Origin of the sequence: Flavisphingomonas formosensis (assembly GCF_009755815.1) — a bacterium.
In the GTDB taxonomy this organism is placed as follows: domain Bacteria; phylum Pseudomonadota; class Alphaproteobacteria; order Sphingomonadales; family Sphingomonadaceae; genus Flavisphingomonas; species Flavisphingomonas formosensis.
Genome location: NZ_WRPK01000004.1, coordinates 344,808 through 363,488, shown reverse-complemented (window position 1 = coordinate 363,488; position 18,681 = coordinate 344,808). Strand labels below are relative to the sequence as shown.

The 18,681-nt window shown below is 65.5% G+C and carries 20 protein-coding genes and 1 tRNA gene; 4 read left to right on the top strand and 17 right to left on the bottom strand.

Annotation, left to right across the window (positions count from 1 at the left end; all coding sequences use genetic code 11):
• The first annotated feature begins 30 nt into the window (after nt 1-30).
• Nucleotides 31-106 (top strand) — tRNA-Lys (locus GQY20_RS13810).
• Nucleotides 107-452: 346 nt separating this feature from the next.
• Here GQY20_RS13810 and GQY20_RS13805 read toward each other — a convergent pair.
• The 7 genes from GQY20_RS13805 to recO form a co-directional block, all read right to left on the bottom strand.
• Entirely contained in the window at nt 453-1,250 is a 798-nt protein-coding gene (locus GQY20_RS13805; RefSeq protein ID WP_157217691.1) for a LysR family transcriptional regulator, read from the bottom strand.
• Nucleotides 1,247-1,645: a Co2+/Mg2+ efflux protein ApaG gene (gene apaG, locus GQY20_RS13800; protein ID WP_157217690.1), complete on the bottom strand. Its 399-nt coding sequence runs from the start codon at nt 1,643-1,645 to the stop codon at nt 1,247-1,249. Before apaG ends, GQY20_RS13805 begins: the two co-directional genes overlap by 4 nt.
• Nucleotides 1,645-2,853, bottom strand: a complete 1,209-nt coding sequence (locus tag GQY20_RS13795) for a trans-sulfuration enzyme family protein (RefSeq protein WP_157217689.1) — start codon at nt 2,851-2,853, stop codon at nt 1,645-1,647. Before GQY20_RS13795 ends, apaG begins: the two co-directional genes overlap by 1 nt.
• A gap of 108 nt (nt 2,854-2,961) precedes the next feature.
• Nucleotides 2,962-4,164 (bottom strand): alpha/beta hydrolase family protein, encoded by a 1,203-nt coding sequence (locus GQY20_RS13790; protein WP_157217688.1) that lies wholly within the window; start codon nt 4,162-4,164, stop codon nt 2,962-2,964.
• Nucleotides 4,161-4,685 carry a hypothetical protein gene (locus GQY20_RS13785; RefSeq protein ID WP_157217687.1) on the bottom strand — a complete coding sequence of 175 codons (525 nt, stop codon included), beginning with the start codon at nt 4,683-4,685 and terminating at the stop codon, nt 4,161-4,163. The genes GQY20_RS13790 and GQY20_RS13785 overlap by 4 nt, the downstream gene beginning before the upstream one ends.
• A gap of 308 nt (nt 4,686-4,993) precedes the next feature.
• A complete protein-coding gene (gene leuB, locus GQY20_RS13780) occupies nt 4,994-6,043 on the bottom strand; it encodes a 3-isopropylmalate dehydrogenase (protein ID WP_157217686.1) in 1,050 nt (349 codons plus the stop codon).
• Nucleotides 6,044-6,127: 84 nt separating this feature from the next.
• Nucleotides 6,128-6,859 (bottom strand): DNA repair protein RecO, encoded by a 732-nt coding sequence (gene recO / locus GQY20_RS13775; protein WP_157217685.1) that lies wholly within the window; start codon nt 6,857-6,859, stop codon nt 6,128-6,130.
• 199 nt (nt 6,860-7,058) lie between these two features.
• On the opposite strand from recO, the gene GQY20_RS13770 reads away from it, so the two are divergent.
• A complete protein-coding gene (locus GQY20_RS13770; protein WP_157217684.1) occupies nt 7,059-7,463 on the top strand; it encodes a glycine zipper 2TM domain-containing protein in 405 nt (134 codons plus the stop codon).
• 47 nt (nt 7,464-7,510) lie between these two features.
• Nucleotides 7,511-7,822, top strand: a complete 312-nt coding sequence (locus tag GQY20_RS13765; RefSeq protein ID WP_157217683.1) for a hypothetical protein — start codon at nt 7,511-7,513, stop codon at nt 7,820-7,822.
• Nucleotides 7,823-8,061: 239 nt separating this feature from the next.
• On the opposite strand, the gene GQY20_RS13760 is transcribed toward GQY20_RS13765, so the two are convergent.
• The 10 genes from GQY20_RS13760 to GQY20_RS13715 all read right to left on the bottom strand — a co-directional run bounded on the left by GQY20_RS13760 (nt 8,062) and on the right by GQY20_RS13715 (nt 17,804).
• Nucleotides 8,062-9,063 (bottom strand): quinone oxidoreductase family protein, encoded by a 1,002-nt coding sequence (locus GQY20_RS13760; RefSeq protein WP_198350953.1) that lies wholly within the window; start codon nt 9,061-9,063, stop codon nt 8,062-8,064.
• A gap of 136 nt (nt 9,064-9,199) precedes the next feature.
• On the bottom strand, nt 9,200-11,122 hold the full coding sequence (gene uvrC, locus GQY20_RS13755; RefSeq protein ID WP_157217681.1) for an excinuclease ABC subunit UvrC: 1,923 nt from the start codon (nt 11,120-11,122) through the stop codon (nt 9,200-9,202).
• Nucleotides 11,123-11,258: 136 nt separating this feature from the next.
• Nucleotides 11,259-11,855, bottom strand: coding sequence for a F0F1 ATP synthase subunit B family protein (locus GQY20_RS13750; protein WP_232476042.1), 597 nt, complete (start codon nt 11,853-11,855; stop codon nt 11,259-11,261).
• A 10-nt stretch (nt 11,856-11,865) separates the two neighbouring features.
• Entirely contained in the window at nt 11,866-12,360 is a 495-nt protein-coding gene (locus GQY20_RS13745; protein WP_157217679.1) for a F0F1 ATP synthase subunit B family protein, read from the bottom strand.
• A gap of 92 nt (nt 12,361-12,452) precedes the next feature.
• The gene (locus GQY20_RS13740; protein WP_157217678.1) at nt 12,453-12,680 is read right to left on the bottom strand and encodes a F0F1 ATP synthase subunit C; all 228 of its coding nucleotides are present in this window, start codon (nt 12,678-12,680) and stop codon (nt 12,453-12,455) included.
• 44 nt (nt 12,681-12,724) lie between these two features.
• Nucleotides 12,725-13,513, bottom strand: coding sequence for a F0F1 ATP synthase subunit A (locus GQY20_RS13735; protein ID WP_157217677.1), 789 nt, complete (start codon nt 13,511-13,513; stop codon nt 12,725-12,727).
• 37 nt (nt 13,514-13,550) lie between these two features.
• Nucleotides 13,551-13,886 (bottom strand): AtpZ/AtpI family protein, encoded by a 336-nt coding sequence (locus GQY20_RS13730; protein WP_157217861.1) that lies wholly within the window; start codon nt 13,884-13,886, stop codon nt 13,551-13,553.
• A gap of 161 nt (nt 13,887-14,047) precedes the next feature.
• Nucleotides 14,048-14,428, bottom strand: coding sequence for a YdbL family protein (locus GQY20_RS13725; RefSeq protein WP_408641105.1), 381 nt, complete (start codon nt 14,426-14,428; stop codon nt 14,048-14,050).
• A complete protein-coding gene (locus tag GQY20_RS13720) occupies nt 14,428-14,670 on the bottom strand; it encodes a YnbE family lipoprotein (protein ID WP_408641104.1) in 243 nt (80 codons plus the stop codon). The genes GQY20_RS13725 and GQY20_RS13720 overlap by 1 nt, the downstream gene beginning before the upstream one ends.
• Nucleotides 14,667-17,804, bottom strand: a complete 3,138-nt coding sequence (locus tag GQY20_RS13715) for a YdbH domain-containing protein (RefSeq protein WP_157217676.1) — start codon at nt 17,802-17,804, stop codon at nt 14,667-14,669. The genes GQY20_RS13720 and GQY20_RS13715 overlap by 4 nt, the downstream gene beginning before the upstream one ends.
• Nucleotides 17,805-17,968: 164 nt before the next feature.
• Here GQY20_RS13715 and radC point away from each other — a divergent pair, with 164 nt between their 5' ends.
• Nucleotides 17,969-18,649, top strand: a complete 681-nt coding sequence (radC, locus tag GQY20_RS13710) for a RadC family protein (RefSeq protein WP_157217675.1) — start codon at nt 17,969-17,971, stop codon at nt 18,647-18,649.
• Nucleotides 18,650-18,681: the final 32 nt, after the last annotated feature.

The following is an 18,681-nucleotide window of genomic DNA, read 5'->3' as shown; positions in this document are numbered from 1 at the left end:
GCGGTACGCCGCACCCGATCGCAGCGAGGTGGGTCCGTAGCTCAGTCGGTAGAGCAAGCGACTTTTAATCGAGAGGTCCCGGGTTCGAATCCCGGCGGACCCACCACCGCTTCCCCAGGGCGCCTGCCTTTTCCTCGATATTCGAAGCTCTTGGCTCGACCGCGCGCCTATCGCCGACCGGATCGCCTCGCCAACTCCGCATCCACCCATTTTCCGTCGGGCGCACGCACCAGCGCCATACCGCAACGCCGGCAGTGAGTGCGAAACTCCAGTCCGTCATGGCGGATACGACCGGGATCGCGTGCATGCCCCAAGGCCGTGCAAAGAAAGGCCATCATTCCCACCACTTGTCAGCAAGGGAATTAGCTTACATTTATGTAAATTGAAAAGGAAGTGGGTTCGACCCGATAAATGTCGTAAGAACAAGCCGCCGCCAGGATCGCAAACGCGCGTCAGGCAGCGCCGGTCAGCGCCGCCACGAGTGCCTTCACCTTCTTCTGCCGCCATTGCGGTAGCGGCGCGATCAGCCAATAGGCGCGCGCAGCCTTGCGCTCGTCGGCCAGTGCTGCAATCCGCCCCGAAGCGATATCGGCCGCAGCAAGCAGTGTCGGAACCGCCGCGCGCCCGAAGCCGCTGGCAGCGGCATCGATGGCGAGGCCAGCGTCGGCAACGCTCAGCACCGGCACCGATTCCGCATCGGAAGGGCAACCGGGCCAGGAGATCATGCCAGCCGGCCCGTCAGGCAGGCCGACCGTGACGAACCCGCCTTCCGCCAGCTTGATGCCCTCATGCTCGCCCGGACCGTCGGCGAGGCGGATCGCCACGTCGAGATTCGCCTGGGTGAAATCCAGTTCCTCGTCGGCGGACAGCAGCACGAAGCGCAGTTCGCCATCGGAACGGCCATATTCGGCGAGGCGCGGCGCGAGCCACTTGGCGGTGAAATCGCGCGGCGCAGCGATGGTAAGGCTTTTCGAGCTCTGCCCCGCCTGCATCGCTCGAACCGCCTCCTCGAACTGGAGGAAGCCAGCACGCAGCGCATCCAGGCCGGCCTCGGCTTCAGGCGTCAGTTCCAGCCCTTTGGCGGTGCGGCGGAACAGTACGACGCCGAGCGTATCCTCCAACGCACGGATCTGCTGGCCAACCGCGGCCGGCGTCACCGCCAGTTCGTCCGCGGCGCGGGTGAAGGAGAGATGCCGGGCGGCGGCATCGAGCACGCGCAGGCCGTTGAGCGGCAGATGCGTACGCTTCATTGCGCCACCGCCGGCGCGATCAGCGGGAAGCGCGGAATGGCGACATCGAAGCTCGTCCCGTCCTCGCCGACCATGCGATAACTTCCCTCCATCGCCCCCGTGGGGGTGTGAAGCGGGCAACCGGACACATAATCGAACGAGCCACCGGGCTCGACTACCGGCTGCTCACCGACCACGCCCTCCCCCTGCACCTCATGCTTGCCGCCGCGGCCATCCACGATCAACCAATGGCGGGTCAGCAGCTGTACCGCCTGCTTGCCCTCATTCTCGATACGGACATGATAGGCCCAGAACCAACGACCCTTGGCCGGTTCCGACTGCTCCGGCAGGAAACTCACCGACACGCGCACCGTCACCCCGCGCGTGGTCGCCACATGCGGGAATAGCGCTTTCATCACAGCCCGACCGCCTTCAGCGCGCGATCGAAATCCTCGATCACGTCGTCCGGATGCTCAAGGCCGACATTGAGCCGCAGCATGCCCTCCGTCACCCCCATCGATTCGCGCACCTCCGCGCTGAGTCCGGCGTGCGTGGTCGACGCGGGATGAGTCATGAGCGAACGGGAATCGCCGATATTGTTGGAAATGTCGACGAGCTGGAGAGCGTCCAGCAGACCGTGTGCCTGCGTGCGGCCACCATCGAGATAGAGCGAGAGGATGGTGCCACCGGCATCCATCTGACGCATCGCCAATTCGTGCTGCGGATGGCTGGCCAGCCCCGGATAGAGCAGCGTCGGCACACGCGGCTCGAGGAAGCGGGCGACCTTCAGCGCGTTTTCGCTCTGGCGGCGGATGCGCAGGTCCAGCGTTTCCAGCCCCTTCAGCACCACCCAGGCATTGAACGCGCTCAAGGTCGGGCCGGTGTTGCGGGTGAAGGCGAGGAAGGTCTTCTCGATGAACTCCTGCGTGCCGCATACCGCGCCGGCCAGCACGCGCCCCTGCCCGTCCATCATCTTGGTCGCAGAATAGGCGACGATGTCGGCGCCATAGTCCAGCGGCTTCTGCAAGAGAGGCGTGGCGAAGGCGTTGTCGACGACCGTGGTGATCCCCGCTTCGCGGGCGATGCCGCACACCGCCGCGAGATCGACGATGTCAAGCGTCGGATTGGCCGGCGTCTCGAAGAAGAAGACCTTGGTGTTCGGCCGGATCGCAGCCTTCCACTGATCGGGATCCCGGCCGTCGACGATCGTCGTCTCGATGCCGAATCGCGGCAGCAGCGTGTCGGTAAGCCAGCGGCAGGAGCCGAAAGCCGCGCGGCCGGCGACGAGATGATCGCCCTGGCTGAGCTGGCAGAGCAACACCGCCGTCATCGCCGCCATGCCCGAGGCTGTGCAGCGCGCCGCCTCGGCGCCCTCCAGCAGCGCGATCCGCTGCTCGAGCATCTCGACCGAGGGATTTTGCAGGCGCGAATATGTCATCCCAACCTGCTCGCCCGCGAAGCGTGCAGCAGCGTCAGCCGCGCAATCATAAGCGTAACCGGAGGTCAGGTAGATGGCCTCGCTGGTCTCGCCAAAATGGGAGCGGACCGTGCCGCCCCGCACCGCCTGTGTGGCGGGGCGCCAAGTCTGGGTGATGCTGCGATCCTGGCCAGTGTGCTTTTTCATCGTGGCGACGCTTTGCAGCCGAAGGCAGGGGCACGTCAACCGCAGCCTGTGGTCCTGCTGCGGGGCCGTGGCGCAGCCTCGCGGAACGGCGGCTGCCCCTGCCTCGCGCTATTTGTCCGGCGGATTATATCGCTGCACGAACGTCAACGCGGATTCGAGCATGCGGAGCCGTGTCGTGCCGCGCGAAAGCCAATGATCTTCGCCAGGCAATGTGATGAACTCGACCGGTTTGCTGGCCCTGCGCAGCGCGCTCTCCATCGCCTGGCTCTGCGAATAGGCGACGACGGTGTCGTCCTTGCCATGGATCAGCAGCACCGGCGCATCGGCCTTGCCTGCGAAATTGACAGGCGACACGAGTTTCAGATCCCTGCCCGAACCGATCTCGTCCTTGAGCGCGCGGATCATCGTCTGATCCCCGCCACTTTCCGCCACGTCTGTCCGATAAAGGGCAAGAACGTCGCTTATCCCCGCCACGGCAACCGCGCAGCGATACAGCCCATGCTGCAGCGTCACGCCGGCCAAAGCCGCATAGCCGCCATAGCTGGCTCCCATGATGCAGGCGCGCTTGGGATCGACGATGCCCAGCCGAACCAGCTCGCCCAGGCCATCGGAAATGTCAGTCTGCATCTTGCGGCCCCACTCGCCATGGCCCGCCCTCTGGAAAGCCGCATCGAAGCCGGTAGAGCCGCGGAAATTGGGCTGGAACACCGCATAGCCGCGCGAGGCGAACGCCTGCGCCCACCAATCGAATTCGGCATAGTCCCGCGAGGCCGGGCCGCCGTGCGGAAGCATCACCACCGGCAGATTCTTCGGATCGCGGCCGGGCGGCAATGTGAGCACGCCGGACATGGCCAGGCCATCCCGTGCCTTGTAGGCGATCGTGCTCACCGGGCCGACCTCCTTGCTAGGGATGGTGTAGGAAACGCCGATATCCGTCGCACTGCCGGTCTTGATGTCGACCAGCCACCAGGTGCCAGGGTCGCCGGTGCCGTCCGTACGGACCAGCAGGTGGTTGAAATCGTCGCTCCAGTCGATCAGCTCGACATTGAGACCGGGAAAGGCCTTGCGCGTGCCCCGCATCACCTTCCGCCGCTGGGCATCGAAGAAGACGCTGTCGAACTTGTCGTCGCTGCTGCGGTAACCGATGAGCTGGCGGCTGCGATCGTCGATATAGGCGTGGCGCACGCCGGTTCCCGGGAGCACCTGCTGCGCGGTGCCTCCCTGCTGGGGCAGTTCGAACCAGCTTTCCGTCCCGTCACTCTCGTCGGTGCGGACATAAAGGATGATGCCAGGCGTGCGGCCGACGCTCACCAGGCCGATGCCGCCGAGCGGGTTTCGGCCCGCCGCCAGCTCCTTGCCGGTGCCATGCGAATCTTCCAGCTGCCATCCTTGGACATGAAATCCAGCGAGGCGGCGACCGTGCCATCCGGATTGATCAGCCAGTCCCTGTCGATGGTGCTATCCGCGCGGCGCGCGATCCGGCGGATGCGGCCATCGGCCATATCCACCTCGTAAAGTTCCGCGCTGGTGTCCCCCAAATAGGCGGAGCCGCGATCCTGCTCCAGCGTGATGCCGCCGAAATACCCATACCAGCGCCCGTCATGCTGCTCGATGCCGTAAAAGCCGCGTACGCCGCCGGTGATCGATCCCTTGCCCCCGAACACCGTCCAACCCTTACGGCCGTCCACCGGAATGACGAGCGCGTTCGACAGCTCCACCTTATCGGCCGTGAAACCGATGCCGAGGCTGGTGGTAGCGCTCACCCAGACGACGACCTGATCCTCGCCCGCCCAGCGGATCTGGCGCAGCTTGTTGTTCCCGACGCCAGACACCAATAATGTTTTGCCGTCCTCGTCGAGAATGATCAGTCGGCGCTTGTCCTCGACGACGCCGATCAGCGCGATCTTTTTTTCCGGAAGGCGAAAGCGCCGCCATCTCGAAGCCGGGCAGATTACCGTAGATGCTCAGTGCCGGCGGCTCTGCGACAGCGGGCGGCGCCACAATCGCCATGCCCGCCGCCATCAGGCACGCCACGATCAGATTCTTCACAAAGCCCTCAGCGCCCCGTCTTCCCCGACGCCGGTCTAGTCTCGGGGGAGCAGGACCGGCAAGCAGGGATCGTCACCGAAAGGGAGGGGCTTCAGAGCGCGGCGATCACCGCATCGCCCATCGCGGCGGTCGTCATGCCGCCGCCGAGGTCTGGCGAGCGTGCGCCATTGGCGAGAGCGCGGGCGACGGCCGCCTCGATCCGATCCGCAACCGCAGCCTGATCCAACGAATAGCGCAGCATCATCGCGGCCGACAGGATGGTCGCCAGCGGATTGGCCTTGCCCTCGCCAGCGATGTCCGGCGCCGAACCGTGGATCGGCTCATAGAGGCCCTTCTTACCCGAATCGAGCGAGGCTGAGGGCAGCATGCCGATCGAACCGGCGCACATGCTGGCCTGATCCGACAGGATGTCGCCGAACAGATTGCCGGTGACGACCACGTCGAACTGGCCGGGATTACGCACCAGCTGCATCGCGGCATTGTCGACATACATGTGGCTCAGCGCGACATCGGGATAGTCGGCGGAAACCTCGATCACCACGTCGCGCCAGAGCTGCGAGGTTTCCAGCACGTTGGCCTTGTCCACCGAGCAGAGCTTGCCCCGGCGGGCTCGCGCCGTCTCGAAGCCGACGCGGGCGATGCGGGCGATCTCCGCCTCGTCATAGCGCATCGTATCGAAGCCTTCGCGCAACCCCGCCTCCGTCTTGCGGAGGCCGCGCGGCTGGCCGAAATAGACGTCGCCGGTCAGCTCACGCACGATCACCAGATCGATCGCGGTGGCGACTTCGGGGCGCAGCGCGGAGGCGTCCGCCAGTTCTGGAAAGAGCTTGGCGGGACGGAGATTGGCAAAAAGGCCGAGCGCCCTGCGCAGACCGAGGATCGCCTGTTCGGGCCGCAAATGCCGCTCCAGCGCGTCGCAATCGGGATCGCCGACCGCGCCGAACAATATGGCGTCGGCGCGGCGCGCGACGTCCAGCGTCTTTTCCGGCAGCGGATGACCCTCTGCCTTGTAAGCCGCGCCACCGACCAGAGCCTCCTCATAGGCGAGCCCCTCGGCGCCGGCCGCGGCGAGCACGCGCACCGCCTGCTCCACGACCTCCGGTCCGATTCCGTCTCCCGGCAGCAAGGCAATGAGCGCCATGGTGTCTCCCCTTCATCCAGATGCAGCGGCGCTCATGCACAGGCGGGACGACAGGGGCAAGCCCCTGCCCGATCAATCCGCCGATCAGTTCGTCACGCGGCGAAGCCGCTGCACCAGACGCTCGCGCGCAGCGAGCACCGCCTGCTTGCGATCGGTGAGCACGTCGCGATCGAGGAAGAAGCCGGTGAGGCGCAGGCCATCCAGCAGATCGGGCCACTCCGCCTCGCCGCCATCGCGCAAAAAGGGAGGCAATCGCAGCAGGCGCGCCGCATAGGCCTCTCCGGCGGCACGGCTGACCGCACCCGCGCTTCTGGGGCTGACGAAGGCGAGATCTTCGCTCGCGCCGGTCGCGACGCATTGCGACAGATCGAGTCCGAAACCGAGCTCCGCGAGCAGCAGAAGCTCGTAGCGGACCAGCGCCGCCGTCCACCCCCTTGCGCTCGGAGCATGCTCTATCGCACCGAGCAGACCGTCCAGTGCTTCATACAGACGGGGAGCCGGCAGCCCCTCCGGCAGCGCCGCGGCGCTCAGCGCTGTGGCCCAGTCGATCGCAGCCGCAGCCAACGCCTCGCCGAGCAGCGGACCACGGCTGTGGACCAGTTCGACGGTGAGGCCGGCCAGCTGGTCTTCCGTGCGGGCGCGGAATTCCGCGGCGACGACGTTGCCGGGCAGCAGCACCGGGCGCAGCCGCCGCGAACGGCCGCCTCGAACATAGCCGGGCTGAAGGCCGTCCTCCGGCGTCATCAGCCGGGCGATCGCACCATGCTCGCCATGCGGCAGGACCGCGCAGACGATGGCGTGGGCGGCGATATGCATGGATGCCGTCTAGAACCTTTCCGAACGATGCGGAAACGCTCTTGTCCGCCCTTCGCTATTTTCCATCCGCCCGCCCCGTCAAAGGTTGGGAGATGCCAATGTAAATGAACCCCGGCTGCCAGAACCATTCAGTCTCCACACATGCCGACCGTCCTAGAAAGGGCCATCGGTTCCGACAGCCGACGAAAGGACAATGAAGATGGCACGCAAGACAATCGCCATGACGGCCCTGGCAGCTGCGATCAGTGCAGCCGCCATTCCAGCCGCTGCCAATGCGCAGGACTATTATGGCGGCTGGAATAACGGCTATTATTCTTCCTATGGATATCGCGACAGCGGCCGATACGATGATCGTTACGCTTATGACGATCGCTCCTATTATGGCGATGCCGGCTATGGCGATCGTCAATATTATGGCCGACAGCATTATCGGTATCGCTGCCGCAGCGACGGCACTGCCGGCGCGATCATCGGCGCGATAGCCGGCGGCCTGATCGGCAACGGCGTGGCAGGCCATGGCGATCGGACGCTGGGCACGATCCTGGGCGGCGGCGCGGGTGCGCTCGCCGGCAGCGCGATCGATCGCTCGAACAGCCGCTGCTGAGCAGCACGCAGGCCTGGCAAATTTCCCGGAAACCCAGGAGACCGATAATGCTGAAGACCTTTGCAATTCCCGCCGCACTCGGCCTTGCGGCCGCGGCGGCCCTTCTTCCGACGACTGCTTCGGCGCAAAGCTACGGCGTCTATGTCGGGTCCGGTTATCCAGGCTATGGTTATGGCGGACGCGGCTATTATGCGCCGGGCTATGACCCCTATGGCTATTATGACGACCGGCGCGCGGCATGGATTGCCCATGAACGCTGGGAACAGCGCCGACGCTGGGAAAGCGATCGGGCGCGCCGCCATTGGGAGCATGAACGGTGGGAGCATCGCTACTGGCATGGCGACGACGATGATGACTGAGCAGGACACCCTGCAGTGACTGCCGGCAATCTCAGATCAAGCTGCGCGATATGTGAATCGCACAGCTTGCTCTAAGTCTTTGTGATCGCATCCTTTATGCGGAAAATCGGTTTCCACTTTTCCGCACGATGCTCTAGCTTTTGATGCCGTTCGAGACGAGCCCGTCAAAACTTCCCGTCTTCCCGCCCCGCTAAGGGAAGGACATCGGGCAGTTTGCGGCGGGCTCGGCTCATCCCGGCTCAGAGATCGGCGATCTTCAACAGGATCTTGCCACCGACATGGCCCTGCTGGACCCGATCATGCGCCGCACCGGCCTGTTCCAGCGGCACGATCTCGTAGGGCGGCACGGAGACGCGGCGCTGGACGATCGCGTCAAGCAGTTGACGGAACGCATGGACTTGAAACCAGGTCGGATCCTCCGTCATCGCATCGGCGACGTTGTCGACCACCCGCACGTTCCGGGCGGCGGCGAGATCGAGATCGAAATCCTCGACGCCGGTGATGAGATTCTGGATGCAGACCAGCGTGCCGCCCGGCCTGATCAGCCGCGGCATGTCGCGCGGCAGGCTGTGCTGGCCGACGGCGTCTATGACCGCATCCAGCCCGTCCGGCGCCCATTGTGCAAGCCCCGCTGCGATATCCTCCCGCAGATAGTCGATCACGAGATCCGCGCCGAGGCCACGGACATGGTGGACATTGCGCGTGCTGCAGGTCGCCACGACATGCGCGCCGAGATGCTTCAGGAACTGGATAGCGAAGGTGCCGACGCTGCCCGCGCCACCGTTGACGAACACGGCATCGCCCACCTTCGCCTTGGCGACATCGATGATCGAACTCGCCGCGCTGGCCGAGGCGATCGGGATGGTGGCACCCGCCGCGAAATCGAGATGCGCCGGCAAGGGCGCGACGCGTGGCTCGGGCACGACCACATATTCGGCATAGGTGCCCTGCAGGCCTAGGCCCATTCCGGATAGGCTGATCACCCGGTCATCCGGCCGGAAGCCGGTGACCCCCCTTCCGACGGCAGTGACGACACCGGCACAATCCATGCCGATGGTGATCGGAAAGGGATAATGGCCGAGGTGGGGCAACATGCCCGCCCGCCCCTTCCAGTCCGCCGGATTGACGCTGGCATAAGCGACGCGGATCAGCACCTGTCCTGGACCCGGCCGCGGCACCGGCAGATTGGCGAGGCGGAACTCGTCCGAACCGCCGAAGCGGTCAATCACCATGGCCTTCATCGCCGCATCCCTCCCCTCGCTATTCCAGCCCTGCATAGCGCGCGCCCTTGCCCTGCGAAGGGCGGCGGACTGTGCTGGCAGGTGAGGGAGCGGCGGCCACCGCCGGCCGCCACAATCCGGACGGCAAGCCGGCGGTTCAGCCTGCGGGGTGGAAATAATCGTAGATGGTGCGCGCCATGGCAGAGGAGACGCCGGGCGCTCTTTCGAGATCCTCGAGCGCGGCACCGCGAACCGCCTTGGCCGTGCCGAAATGCATCAGCAGCGCCTTCTTGCGGGCCGGGCCTATGCCCGGCACCTCGTCCAGCGGACTTGCGGTGAACGCCTTGGCACGCTTGGCCCGGTGCGCGCCGATGGCGAAGCGATGCGCCTCGTCGCGAATGCGCTGCAGGTAGAAGAGCGTCGGCGAATTGAGCGGCAGCATCGATTCGCGGCCGTCCGGCAGGTGGAAATGCTCCCGACCGGCGTTGCGATCGGGGCCTTTTGAGATGCCTACTACCGGCACATCCTCGACGCCGGCTTCCTCCAGTACCTTGCAGACCGCCGACACCTGGCCCTTGCCGCCGTCGATCAGCAGCAGATCGGGCCATTCGCCGGACTTGCGATCGGGGTCCTCCTTCTCCAGGCGGGCAAAGCGTCGCTCCAGCACCTCACGCATCATCGCGAAATCGTCGCCCGGCGCCGTCTCGGGGCGGCGGATGTTGAACTTGCGATAGGCATTCTTACGGAAGCCCTCCGGCCCCGCGACGATCATCGCGCCGACCATGTTGGTGCCCATGACGTGGCTGTTGTCATAGACCTCGATGCGATTGGGCGGTCCTTCCAGCTCGAACAGGTCGGCAAGCTCCTGCAGGATGCGGCCCTGCGTCGAACTTTCGGCAAGCCGGCGGTCGAGCTCCTCGACGGCATTGCGCTGCGCCTGTTCGAGCAGCTTGCGCTGTTCGCCGCGCTGCGGCCGATGGATACGCACCTTGCGGCCCGCCCTCTCGCACAGCGCCTCTTCGAGCAGCGCATTTTCGGTGAGATCGCGATCGACGAGGACGAGGCGCGCGGGCGGCACCTCCTCGTAGAACTGCATCAGGAAGCTGGCGAGCACCTCCTCTTCCGGCACATCCGCGGTATGGGCCGGAAAGAAGCTGCGATGGCCCCAATTCTGGCCGCCGCGGATGAAGAAGGCCTGGATGCCGACGGTGCCCGCCCTGGAGGCGAGCGCAAAGACGTCCGCATCGCTCACTCCCTCGGCGTTGATCGCCTGGGCTCCCTGGATGAAGGTGAGCGCGCGGAGGCGATCCCGGTAGACCGCGGCCAGCTCGAAATCCATTGCGTCGGCGGCGACTGTCATCGCCTGACCGAGCTTCTTCTGGACCTGGGTGGACTTGCCGGTGAGGAAGGCTTTCGCGTCCGCGACGAGCTCCGCATAGTCGTCGGCCGAGATGCGATCGACGCAGGGTGCGGAGCAGCGCTTGATCTGGTAGAGCAGGCAGGGTCGATCGCGGTTGGCGAAAAAACTATCCGTGCACGAGCGCAGCAGGAACAGCTTCTGCAGCGCGTTCAGTGTCTTGCGAACCTGGCCGGCCCCGGCGAACGGACCGAAATAATCACCTTTCGCGCGGCGGGCGCCACGATGGAGCTGCACGCGCGGAAAATCGTGATCGGAGCGCAGCAGGATGAACGGAAAGCTTTTATCGTCGCGCAGCAGGACGTTGTAGGGTGGCCGGAAGCGCTTGATCAGCTGCGCCTCCAGAAGCAGCGCCTCTGCCTCCGTATTGGTGGTGACTATGGTCATGCCGCGAGTCTGGGCCACCATGCGGTTGAGCCGCTGCGGCAGGCGCGAGACCTGCGTATAGTTGGTGACGCGGTTCTTCAGGACGCGCGCCTTGCCGACATAGAGCACATCACCGCGCGCGTCCGTCATCCGGTACACGCCCGGACGGGCCGGCAGGGTTTTCAGCACTTCGCGTATGGCGGCGATGCCGGCCTCGAGATCGGGCTTGTCCGATCCGCGGACCGTGTAGGTCGCCTTTTCCTCGTTGAAGCGATCGGGGGCGGAGGGTTCGTTCACGCGCCGGATTTAATGCGGAGGCGTCGCCCATGCCAGTGGCTTGGGTCTGGGCATCGTCCGGCAGACGATATGGACAAAAGAAAAACCCTCCCCCGCGAACGGGAGAGGGTTTCGGATTCCTGCCCGGATGGGCGGATCAGTTCAGGCGGGCACTGCCCAGACCGGCGATGGTCGTATCCACCAACGTCCGGTCCGCCGTGGCGTCGTGGCTCTGTCCGATCAGCGTGGCTGCCGCAGCGGATGCCGCCGCTGCCGCCTTGGCGCGGACTTCGGCCACCGCGGCACGCTCGGCCGCTGCGATCTTGTCCTCGGCCATCTTGGCGCGGCGCGCGACCAGCGCCTCGGCGTCGGTCTTCGCCTGGCCGACGATCAGATCGGCTTCCTCGCGCGCACTGGCAAGGATCGCCTGCGCCTCGGATGCCGCAGCAGCCGATTTCTTCTCATATTCGGCCTTGAGCGCTTCCGCCTCGCCGCGCAGCTTTGCCGCCTCGTCGAGATTCTTGCGGATCGATGCGATCTTCTTGTCGAGCGACGTGCCGATCACCGCCGGCACCTTCTTCACGAGCAGCAGGACGATGACCACGATCATCGCCAGCGCGACCCACGCGGTCGCGTTCAGGCCCAGGGCGGTGGGATCCGCATGCTCGGAGCCGCCATGGACGGTCGCCTCGGTCGTAGCGTTGGCGCCTTCGAGATGATCGGCGTGGGCTAGATTGCCAGCGGCTTCACTCATGGTCTGTCCTTCAGCCATTGGCCAGCGCGGCCTTCACCGCCTGGGCGGCGGCGGCGCGATCGACTGCGGCGCCCGACACCCGAGCGACAATCTCCTGCGCCGCTTCGGCGGCGACATCCTCGATTCCGGCGAGAGCCTCGGCCTGGGCCGCGGCAATCCGTGCATTGGCAGCATCGGCCTGGGCGCTGAGCTCGGCATTGGCCGCCTTCACCCGCTGCTCGGTTTCGGCCGCAGCCTTGGCCTTGGCAGCCTGAGCGGCCTGCTGCGCTTCGCTGCGCGCCGCATCCATCTTGGCCCGATAGGCTTCTTCCGTCATGTCGGCTGCCTTGCGGGCGGCTTCGGCGGCGGCGAGGTCATCGGCGATCTTGCGGTCACGCAACTCCACCGTACCCTGGATCTTCGGGAACATGCCGTAGCCGATTCCGAAGAAGATCACGCCGAAGACGATGAGCAGCCAGAAGATCTGCGACGCATAGGTTGCAGCAATCTGTGCGATCTGGGGCATGGGCGGAGCAATCCAGAATTACGATCCGGTCCGCGCCGCGCCCGCCGAAGCGATGCCGCTTCGACGAGGCCCGGCCGGATCGGAAGAAACAATCAGGCGACGAACAGCAGGATCATCGCGACGACGAACGCCAGCAGGCCGAGAAGCTCGGCGGCGGCGAAGCCGATGAAGAGGCGGCCCTGCTGGCCGTCCGCAGCGGCCGGATTGCGCAGCGCGCTCTCGAGGAACGAACCGAAGACATTACCCACGCCGAGCGCGGCAAGGCCGACGCCGATGGCAGCCAGACCGGCACCGATAAGCTTTGCAGCTGCTGGATCCATGATAAGCTCCTTCTTTTTAATCGTTGTAATGGTTGACGAAAATCTCAGTGCAGATTGATCGCGTCGTTCAGGTAGAGCGACGTGAGCAGCGCAAAGACATAAGCCTGGATGGCGCACACCAGCAGTTCGAGCAGGGTGATGCCGATCATCAGGATGAAGCTCGGTATAGAGACGATCGCCGCGATGCCGGGGCCGGCGTTGATGCCGTTGATCACGAAGCCGGCAAGCACCTTCAGCAGGATGTGCCCCGCGGTCATCGCGACGAACAGTCGCAGGCCGAGCGAGAAGGGGCGGATCAGGAAGGAGAAGAGCTCGATCAGAAAGATCAGCGGGATCATGTAGCCGGGCGTACCGTGCGGCACGAACAGCGAGAAGAAATGGAAGCCATGGCGCGCGAAGCCGACCACCAGGACGATCGAGAAGCTGATGATCGCGAGGACGCCGGTCACCGTCAGATGGCTGGTCACGGTGAAGGCGTGCCAGCCGGGAACGATGCCCAGCGGCAGCATGCCGATCAGATTGGCGACCAGGATGAACATGAAGAGCGAGAAGACATAAGGCGTGAACGCCTTGCCCTTCGGGCCGATGTTCGTCTCCATCATATTGGCGACGAAGCCGGTGAAGCCCTCCACGGCGGCCTGCCAGCGACCGGGGATGAGGGCACGCTTCATACCGCCCATCATGAACGCCCAGATGCACGCCAGCGTCAGCACCATGAACAGCGCGCTGTTGGTGAAGCTGATGTCATAGCCGCCGACGATGAGATGCTTGCCGAACAACGGTTCGACAAGGAACTGGTGCATCGGATCGATCTTGCCGCCTTCAGCCGCCACGCTCTGCTGTCCCCTGCTTATAGCCCGAGCGCCCGAATCACTCCGGACGCTCGTTCGAAATTCGTATGATGACCCTGAAAGCCGCCGCTATTCCGAGGAACAGGAAGGCAAGCAGGAGCCAGGGTGACGTGTTGATGTGGAAGCGGCCCAGAACATGGTCCAGCGTCCATCCCACCAGCGCGCCGACGGCGGGTCCCGCGATCAGGGTCGAGAGCACGCGATTGCCCTGGGAATAACCCACATCAGGCTTTTTTCGCGTCGTCCCTGTCCTGACCTTTTCCGCGTCCGTTGCCGCCTTCAGCCGCTCGTCGAGCGACGCCAGGCGGGCATCTTCCGCGCTTTTCGGGTCACGCCCGGGTTCGTTCTCCGCCATTGCCGTTCCCCTCCCTGTCCAAGAGCGTCGGGCGATGCCGGCGAGCGACCCCGCCAAGGCGAGGCCCCTTTAGGAAGGGGGTGTGCGCAAGTCAACCGCAACGCTGCGGTGCAGAAGCTGCAATCGTCTGCTTCAGGACGACAATTGGACCAAAGAACTGCTCAGGGGCAGCGGCTGTCACGCTTCGGAGCCCCGGAACCGCGGGTCTGCCAGCTTCCGTCGGGCGCCTGATATTTTTCGCCAGGCGAGGTTTGCGCGATGAGATTGCAGCCGGTGGTGAAGGCGAACTGTTCGATCGTCGCGCTGCCGTCCGTGACCTTCGCGGTATAGGCGGCCTTGCGCTTGATGTTGATGTCGCGCACCAGCGCCTGGATGTCGGCGCCCTGGTTGCCGACGACGCCGAGATAGCCATCCGGCTTCTCTCCGATCTTCCCTTCAGCGCGCGCGGCCGCATAGGCCGGGTCACGCTGCGCCTGGGCCGTTCCTGCGGCGCCGAGCGCCGCACCAGCCATAACCGCACCCCAAATCAGTTCGCGCATCATCAGAAAATTCCCGACTGCTGCTGGATGAGGCTCTTCGCCTCACCATCGAGACGATAGACCACTTCCTGCTTGATATTGATGTTCAGGTTGATCTCGATGGGCTTTTCCGGCGCCTTGAGCGACACGCACCCTGAAAGCGCCATGCCCGCGGCCGCCATGAGCCCGATCGCTGCCCCTTTGCGCGCTCCCATGCCGGGAGACGTCGCATTGGCCACGCCATCGGTCAATATCAGCTTATTCATGGCTTATTCCCGCTTACCGGAGGCTGAACGGGCGCCGGCTTCGCCGCGCCCTCCTGAACTTTCATGAGTGTCGGCAGATTCTGTTGCACGAGCAGGCTCGGATCATAGAGCGATCGCGCCGAGAAAAGGAGCTGGCGGAAGGGCGCGCGGATGGTGACGTTGAACCGGATCGGCAAGGCGGCGATCTTGCGGGTAAGGAAATTCTGCTTGGCGCCAACGCCCTGGCTCAACCCCGTAAAAGCGACCTGCGTCACCATGTCGCCGTCGAGATTGCCGTTGAGCTGCAAGTTCAGCGTCTTGTACGTCACCGAGCGCAGGGACTGGAACGCATAATTGCCCCAGCTACCCAGATCCCTCTGCGTGAGCTCTCCGACATAGGCGAGCGAGCCGCCGCTCTCCCGCACTTCCAGATACCCCTTCTCGATCCGGCCGCCATTGGCGCCGAACACGATCGGCAGAACGCCATCGAACGTACCGGTGGCGTTGATGTTGTCGAAATCGAAGCGCTGCAGGAAATCGTCCGCCTTCACGCCCTTGACGTGGAAGACCAGGCGACGGTCGACCGGCTGGCTCATGTCGAGCACACTGTCGTCGAGGACCAGCTCGCCGCCGGCAAAGGGCCATCGGCCGCCCTCCACCCGCACCTTCTGCCCCGGCAGCAACTGATAGCGGATCACGCCGTCATTGACGGCGACACCGGGATTGACCTCGCCGAGCGTCACCTTCTGGCCGGGCGGCGTCGACAGCGCGAGGAGATCGTCGAACACCACCTCGCCCTTGATCCCGCTCGCCGGCCCGAAGGCAGCGGCGAGGCTCATGTCGTCGGTACGGAAACGACCGTCGCTGGAGACACCGTCGGGACTCCAGCGAATCTGCCCCCGCCCGCGAATCGTTCCCTTCACATTGGCGATCACGCCCAGTGTCAGCCGGGTCAGCATGTCCGGCTGGAGCGCGTCGCTGAAAGTGAGGCCGGGCACGTCGAGGGTCGCGTGGCCGCTGCCGGAACCGAGATCGTGGACGATGGCAACGTCGGTCACCCCCGAATGCCGGCGCGGCTCGCGCAGCCGCCCGCCGACGGTGATCACCCCGTCCTTCAGCGTCAGCTTCACATCGTCCGTATAGAGCGGAAAGAAGCGCGGATCGGTCTGTTCATCGGCGACCTTGAGTTTGCCGCCGATGTCGAGGACGGCACCGCCCAGCCGCCAGCGCCCTTCCCCATCGGACATAAGCAGCGGAACATTGGCGAGCTTTCCCGCAAGCCCCGAGAAATCGCCGCCGAGACCGGCATTGCCGTAATCGCCGCGCAACGCGGCGACATCGAGCCGCGTCACCGCCTGGCCGGTACCCAGGCGGATCGCCACCCCGCCGGCCGTAAAGCCCGGCCGCGACAGGCTGGCGGAAAAGCCGTTTGCGCTTAACGCCAGCGGCGACTTGCCGATCGTTCCGACGAGGCGCGGGCGATCGATTCGGACCCCGCCCCGCAGCGTGCCCCCCGGAGATCGCGCAAGCAGCGACGGGCCTTCGAGCGGACACAGCGGCAGCCGCGATCGTCCGACCGTCATGCCGGCTATGGCGAGCCGGACGAAATCGACGGGCATACAGCCTGCCGCCAGCGCGAAGGAGCCGTCGCCGGAGAAGCTGCCGGAAAGAGGCATGCTGAGCCCTTCGACGCGCCCGTTGCCAAGCGGCCCGTCCAGCGTCGCGTGGGTCTCGAAGCGGGTGCGGCCGCCGGCGGCCACGAAGCGCACCGGCTGGAGCGCGATCCGCGCATCGCCTGCCTGATAGGGCGCGATGGTCGCCAGCCCCTCGATCGGCGCCCCTGGACGTTGCTGTTTCAAGCGGATGTCCGCCTGGGGCAGGCCACCGCCGTCCACAGTAAGCCGTCCGTCGAGCCGGGTAAGACCGGCCGGCCATACATAGGTGACGCCGGTACCGCCGCCCCAGGAGATTTCCGCACCGCCGCCTTCGGCGACCAGCCGGCTGACCCGAAAGCCGCCGCGCGCCGGCGTACCCGCGAGCGCGATGTCCGCGTCCAGCTTCGTCGTCCCCGAGGCGCGTCGCATCGCATCGGCCAGCGCTACGCCAAAGGGCGCGAGCGGCGTTCCCGCCATCCCCCCGAGAGAGGCAAGAGCCGCGTCGAGGGCGGCGGGCTCGGCCGCAGCTTGCCGCACGCGCGCACGCGCCTTCACGCCGAACCGCTTCTCGCCCGATCGATAGGCATAGCTACCGTCGAGTGCCGCCGCGATGCCGGCAAGGCTGCGTCCTGCCGAGAAGCGTTGCGCCGTCGTCGAGAAATCCCCTCGCGTCTCGTTCACATCGCCTTCGAAACCGATCTGGGCAATCAGCATCTCCAGTCGATTCGTCCCCTGCCCGGCAGCGAGCAGCTCGACATGGGCGCCGCCCTTCCAGCTGTTCAGCGCCTCGCCCAGCGTCGCATCGATCGCAATCTGGGGAGCAGTGAGCGACAGCCCCGAATCGCAATGCACGCCTCGCACCCGCACCGGCCCGTCAAATGCCGGCTTTGAGTCGGAGACGGCGATGTTGACGAACGCGGTCGCGCGGTCCGCCTCACAGGCACCGATCGCCAGACGCGGCGCGATCGCGGCGAGCTTGCCCTGAAAACCGTCCGAAAGATTGCCGCTACCGTCGAGGGCAAGCCCCGCCTGGCCGAAGGGCGTATCGAGATGCATCCGCGCATCGCTGAGACGCATGTCGATATCCGGCAGAGACAGCGGTCCTCCGGAGGATGCGGGTAGTAACCGGTCGATGGCACCGAGCGACAGCCTGCCGCCGCGCACCCGCCCACGCATCCGCACGCCGCCCGCCGCGAGCGAACTGACCCCAACCCCGCCCCACGGCGTATAACCGACGCTCAGCTCCACCCAATCCGCGGTCAGGTCCGGGCGCCTTGGATCGCCGATCACCAGATGTTCGATGCGTTGCAGCCCCGGCTCGATTGTCACGAGGTCGTAGCGCGCCGGCACGCCCTTGGCGCGCAGCGTCTCATCGATCAGATCGCGCGCGATCGGCTTGCGCTGCGTCCACAGAATGAGGACAGCACCGGCCAGCAGGACGAGCAGCCCTGCCGTTCCGACCAGCCATCGCCGTGGCGGCTTCCTGTCCCCTTCTGCCACGATCGTCAGCCTAGCCGCACAAATCCTTGCGCGGCCATAGCGAATCCATCGTCAATCACCCGCAACTCCCACCAGTCCTTGCCTCCCTGCAACGCCCGATCGCGCAATAGGATCATTTCGCGGCCGTCTTCAAACCACCGCGTCCTTGCTATACCCCGCAATACATGAACGATTCCGTGACGGACGGCAGCGGCCATCGCGCGCGCCTGCGCCAGCGTCTGCTGACGCTCGGGCCCGAGGGGCTGCTGGACCATGAACTCGTCGAATATCTGCTTGCCCTCGCCATCCCTCGCCGGGATACGAAGCCGCTCGCCAAACGGCTGCTGGCCGAGTTTGGCGGGCTGGAGCCGCTGCTCTGCGCCGAACCTGAAAGCCTGGCCCGCGCCGGCCTCGGCGAAAGCGTCGTCGCGGCGCTGAAAATAGCGGAGGCCGCGGCGCTGCGGCTGCTGCGCAAGCGCATCGCCGATCAGCCGATTCTCTCGAACTGGCAGGCGCTGCTCGACTATCTGCAAGCCGACATGGCGCATCGGCCGATTGAGCGGGTCCGCGTGCTCCATCTCAACAGCCGCAACATGCTGATCCGCGACGAAATGATTGCCGAGGGCTCGATCGATCAGGTCGCCATCCACGTCCGCGAGATCGTACGCCGCGCGATCGACCTGCACAGCGCCGCACTGATCATCGTCCACAACCATCCGAGCGGCGATCCGCAGCCCAGCCGCGAGGATATCCGCCTCACCCGCGAGGTGATCGACGCCTGCCGTCCGCTGGGCATCGCACTGCACGACCATGTCGTGATCGGCGCACAGGGCAACAGCAGCATGCGCTCGCTTGGATTGATCTGACGGCCCCTCCTGCCTCCGGCAGCGCCGGATCG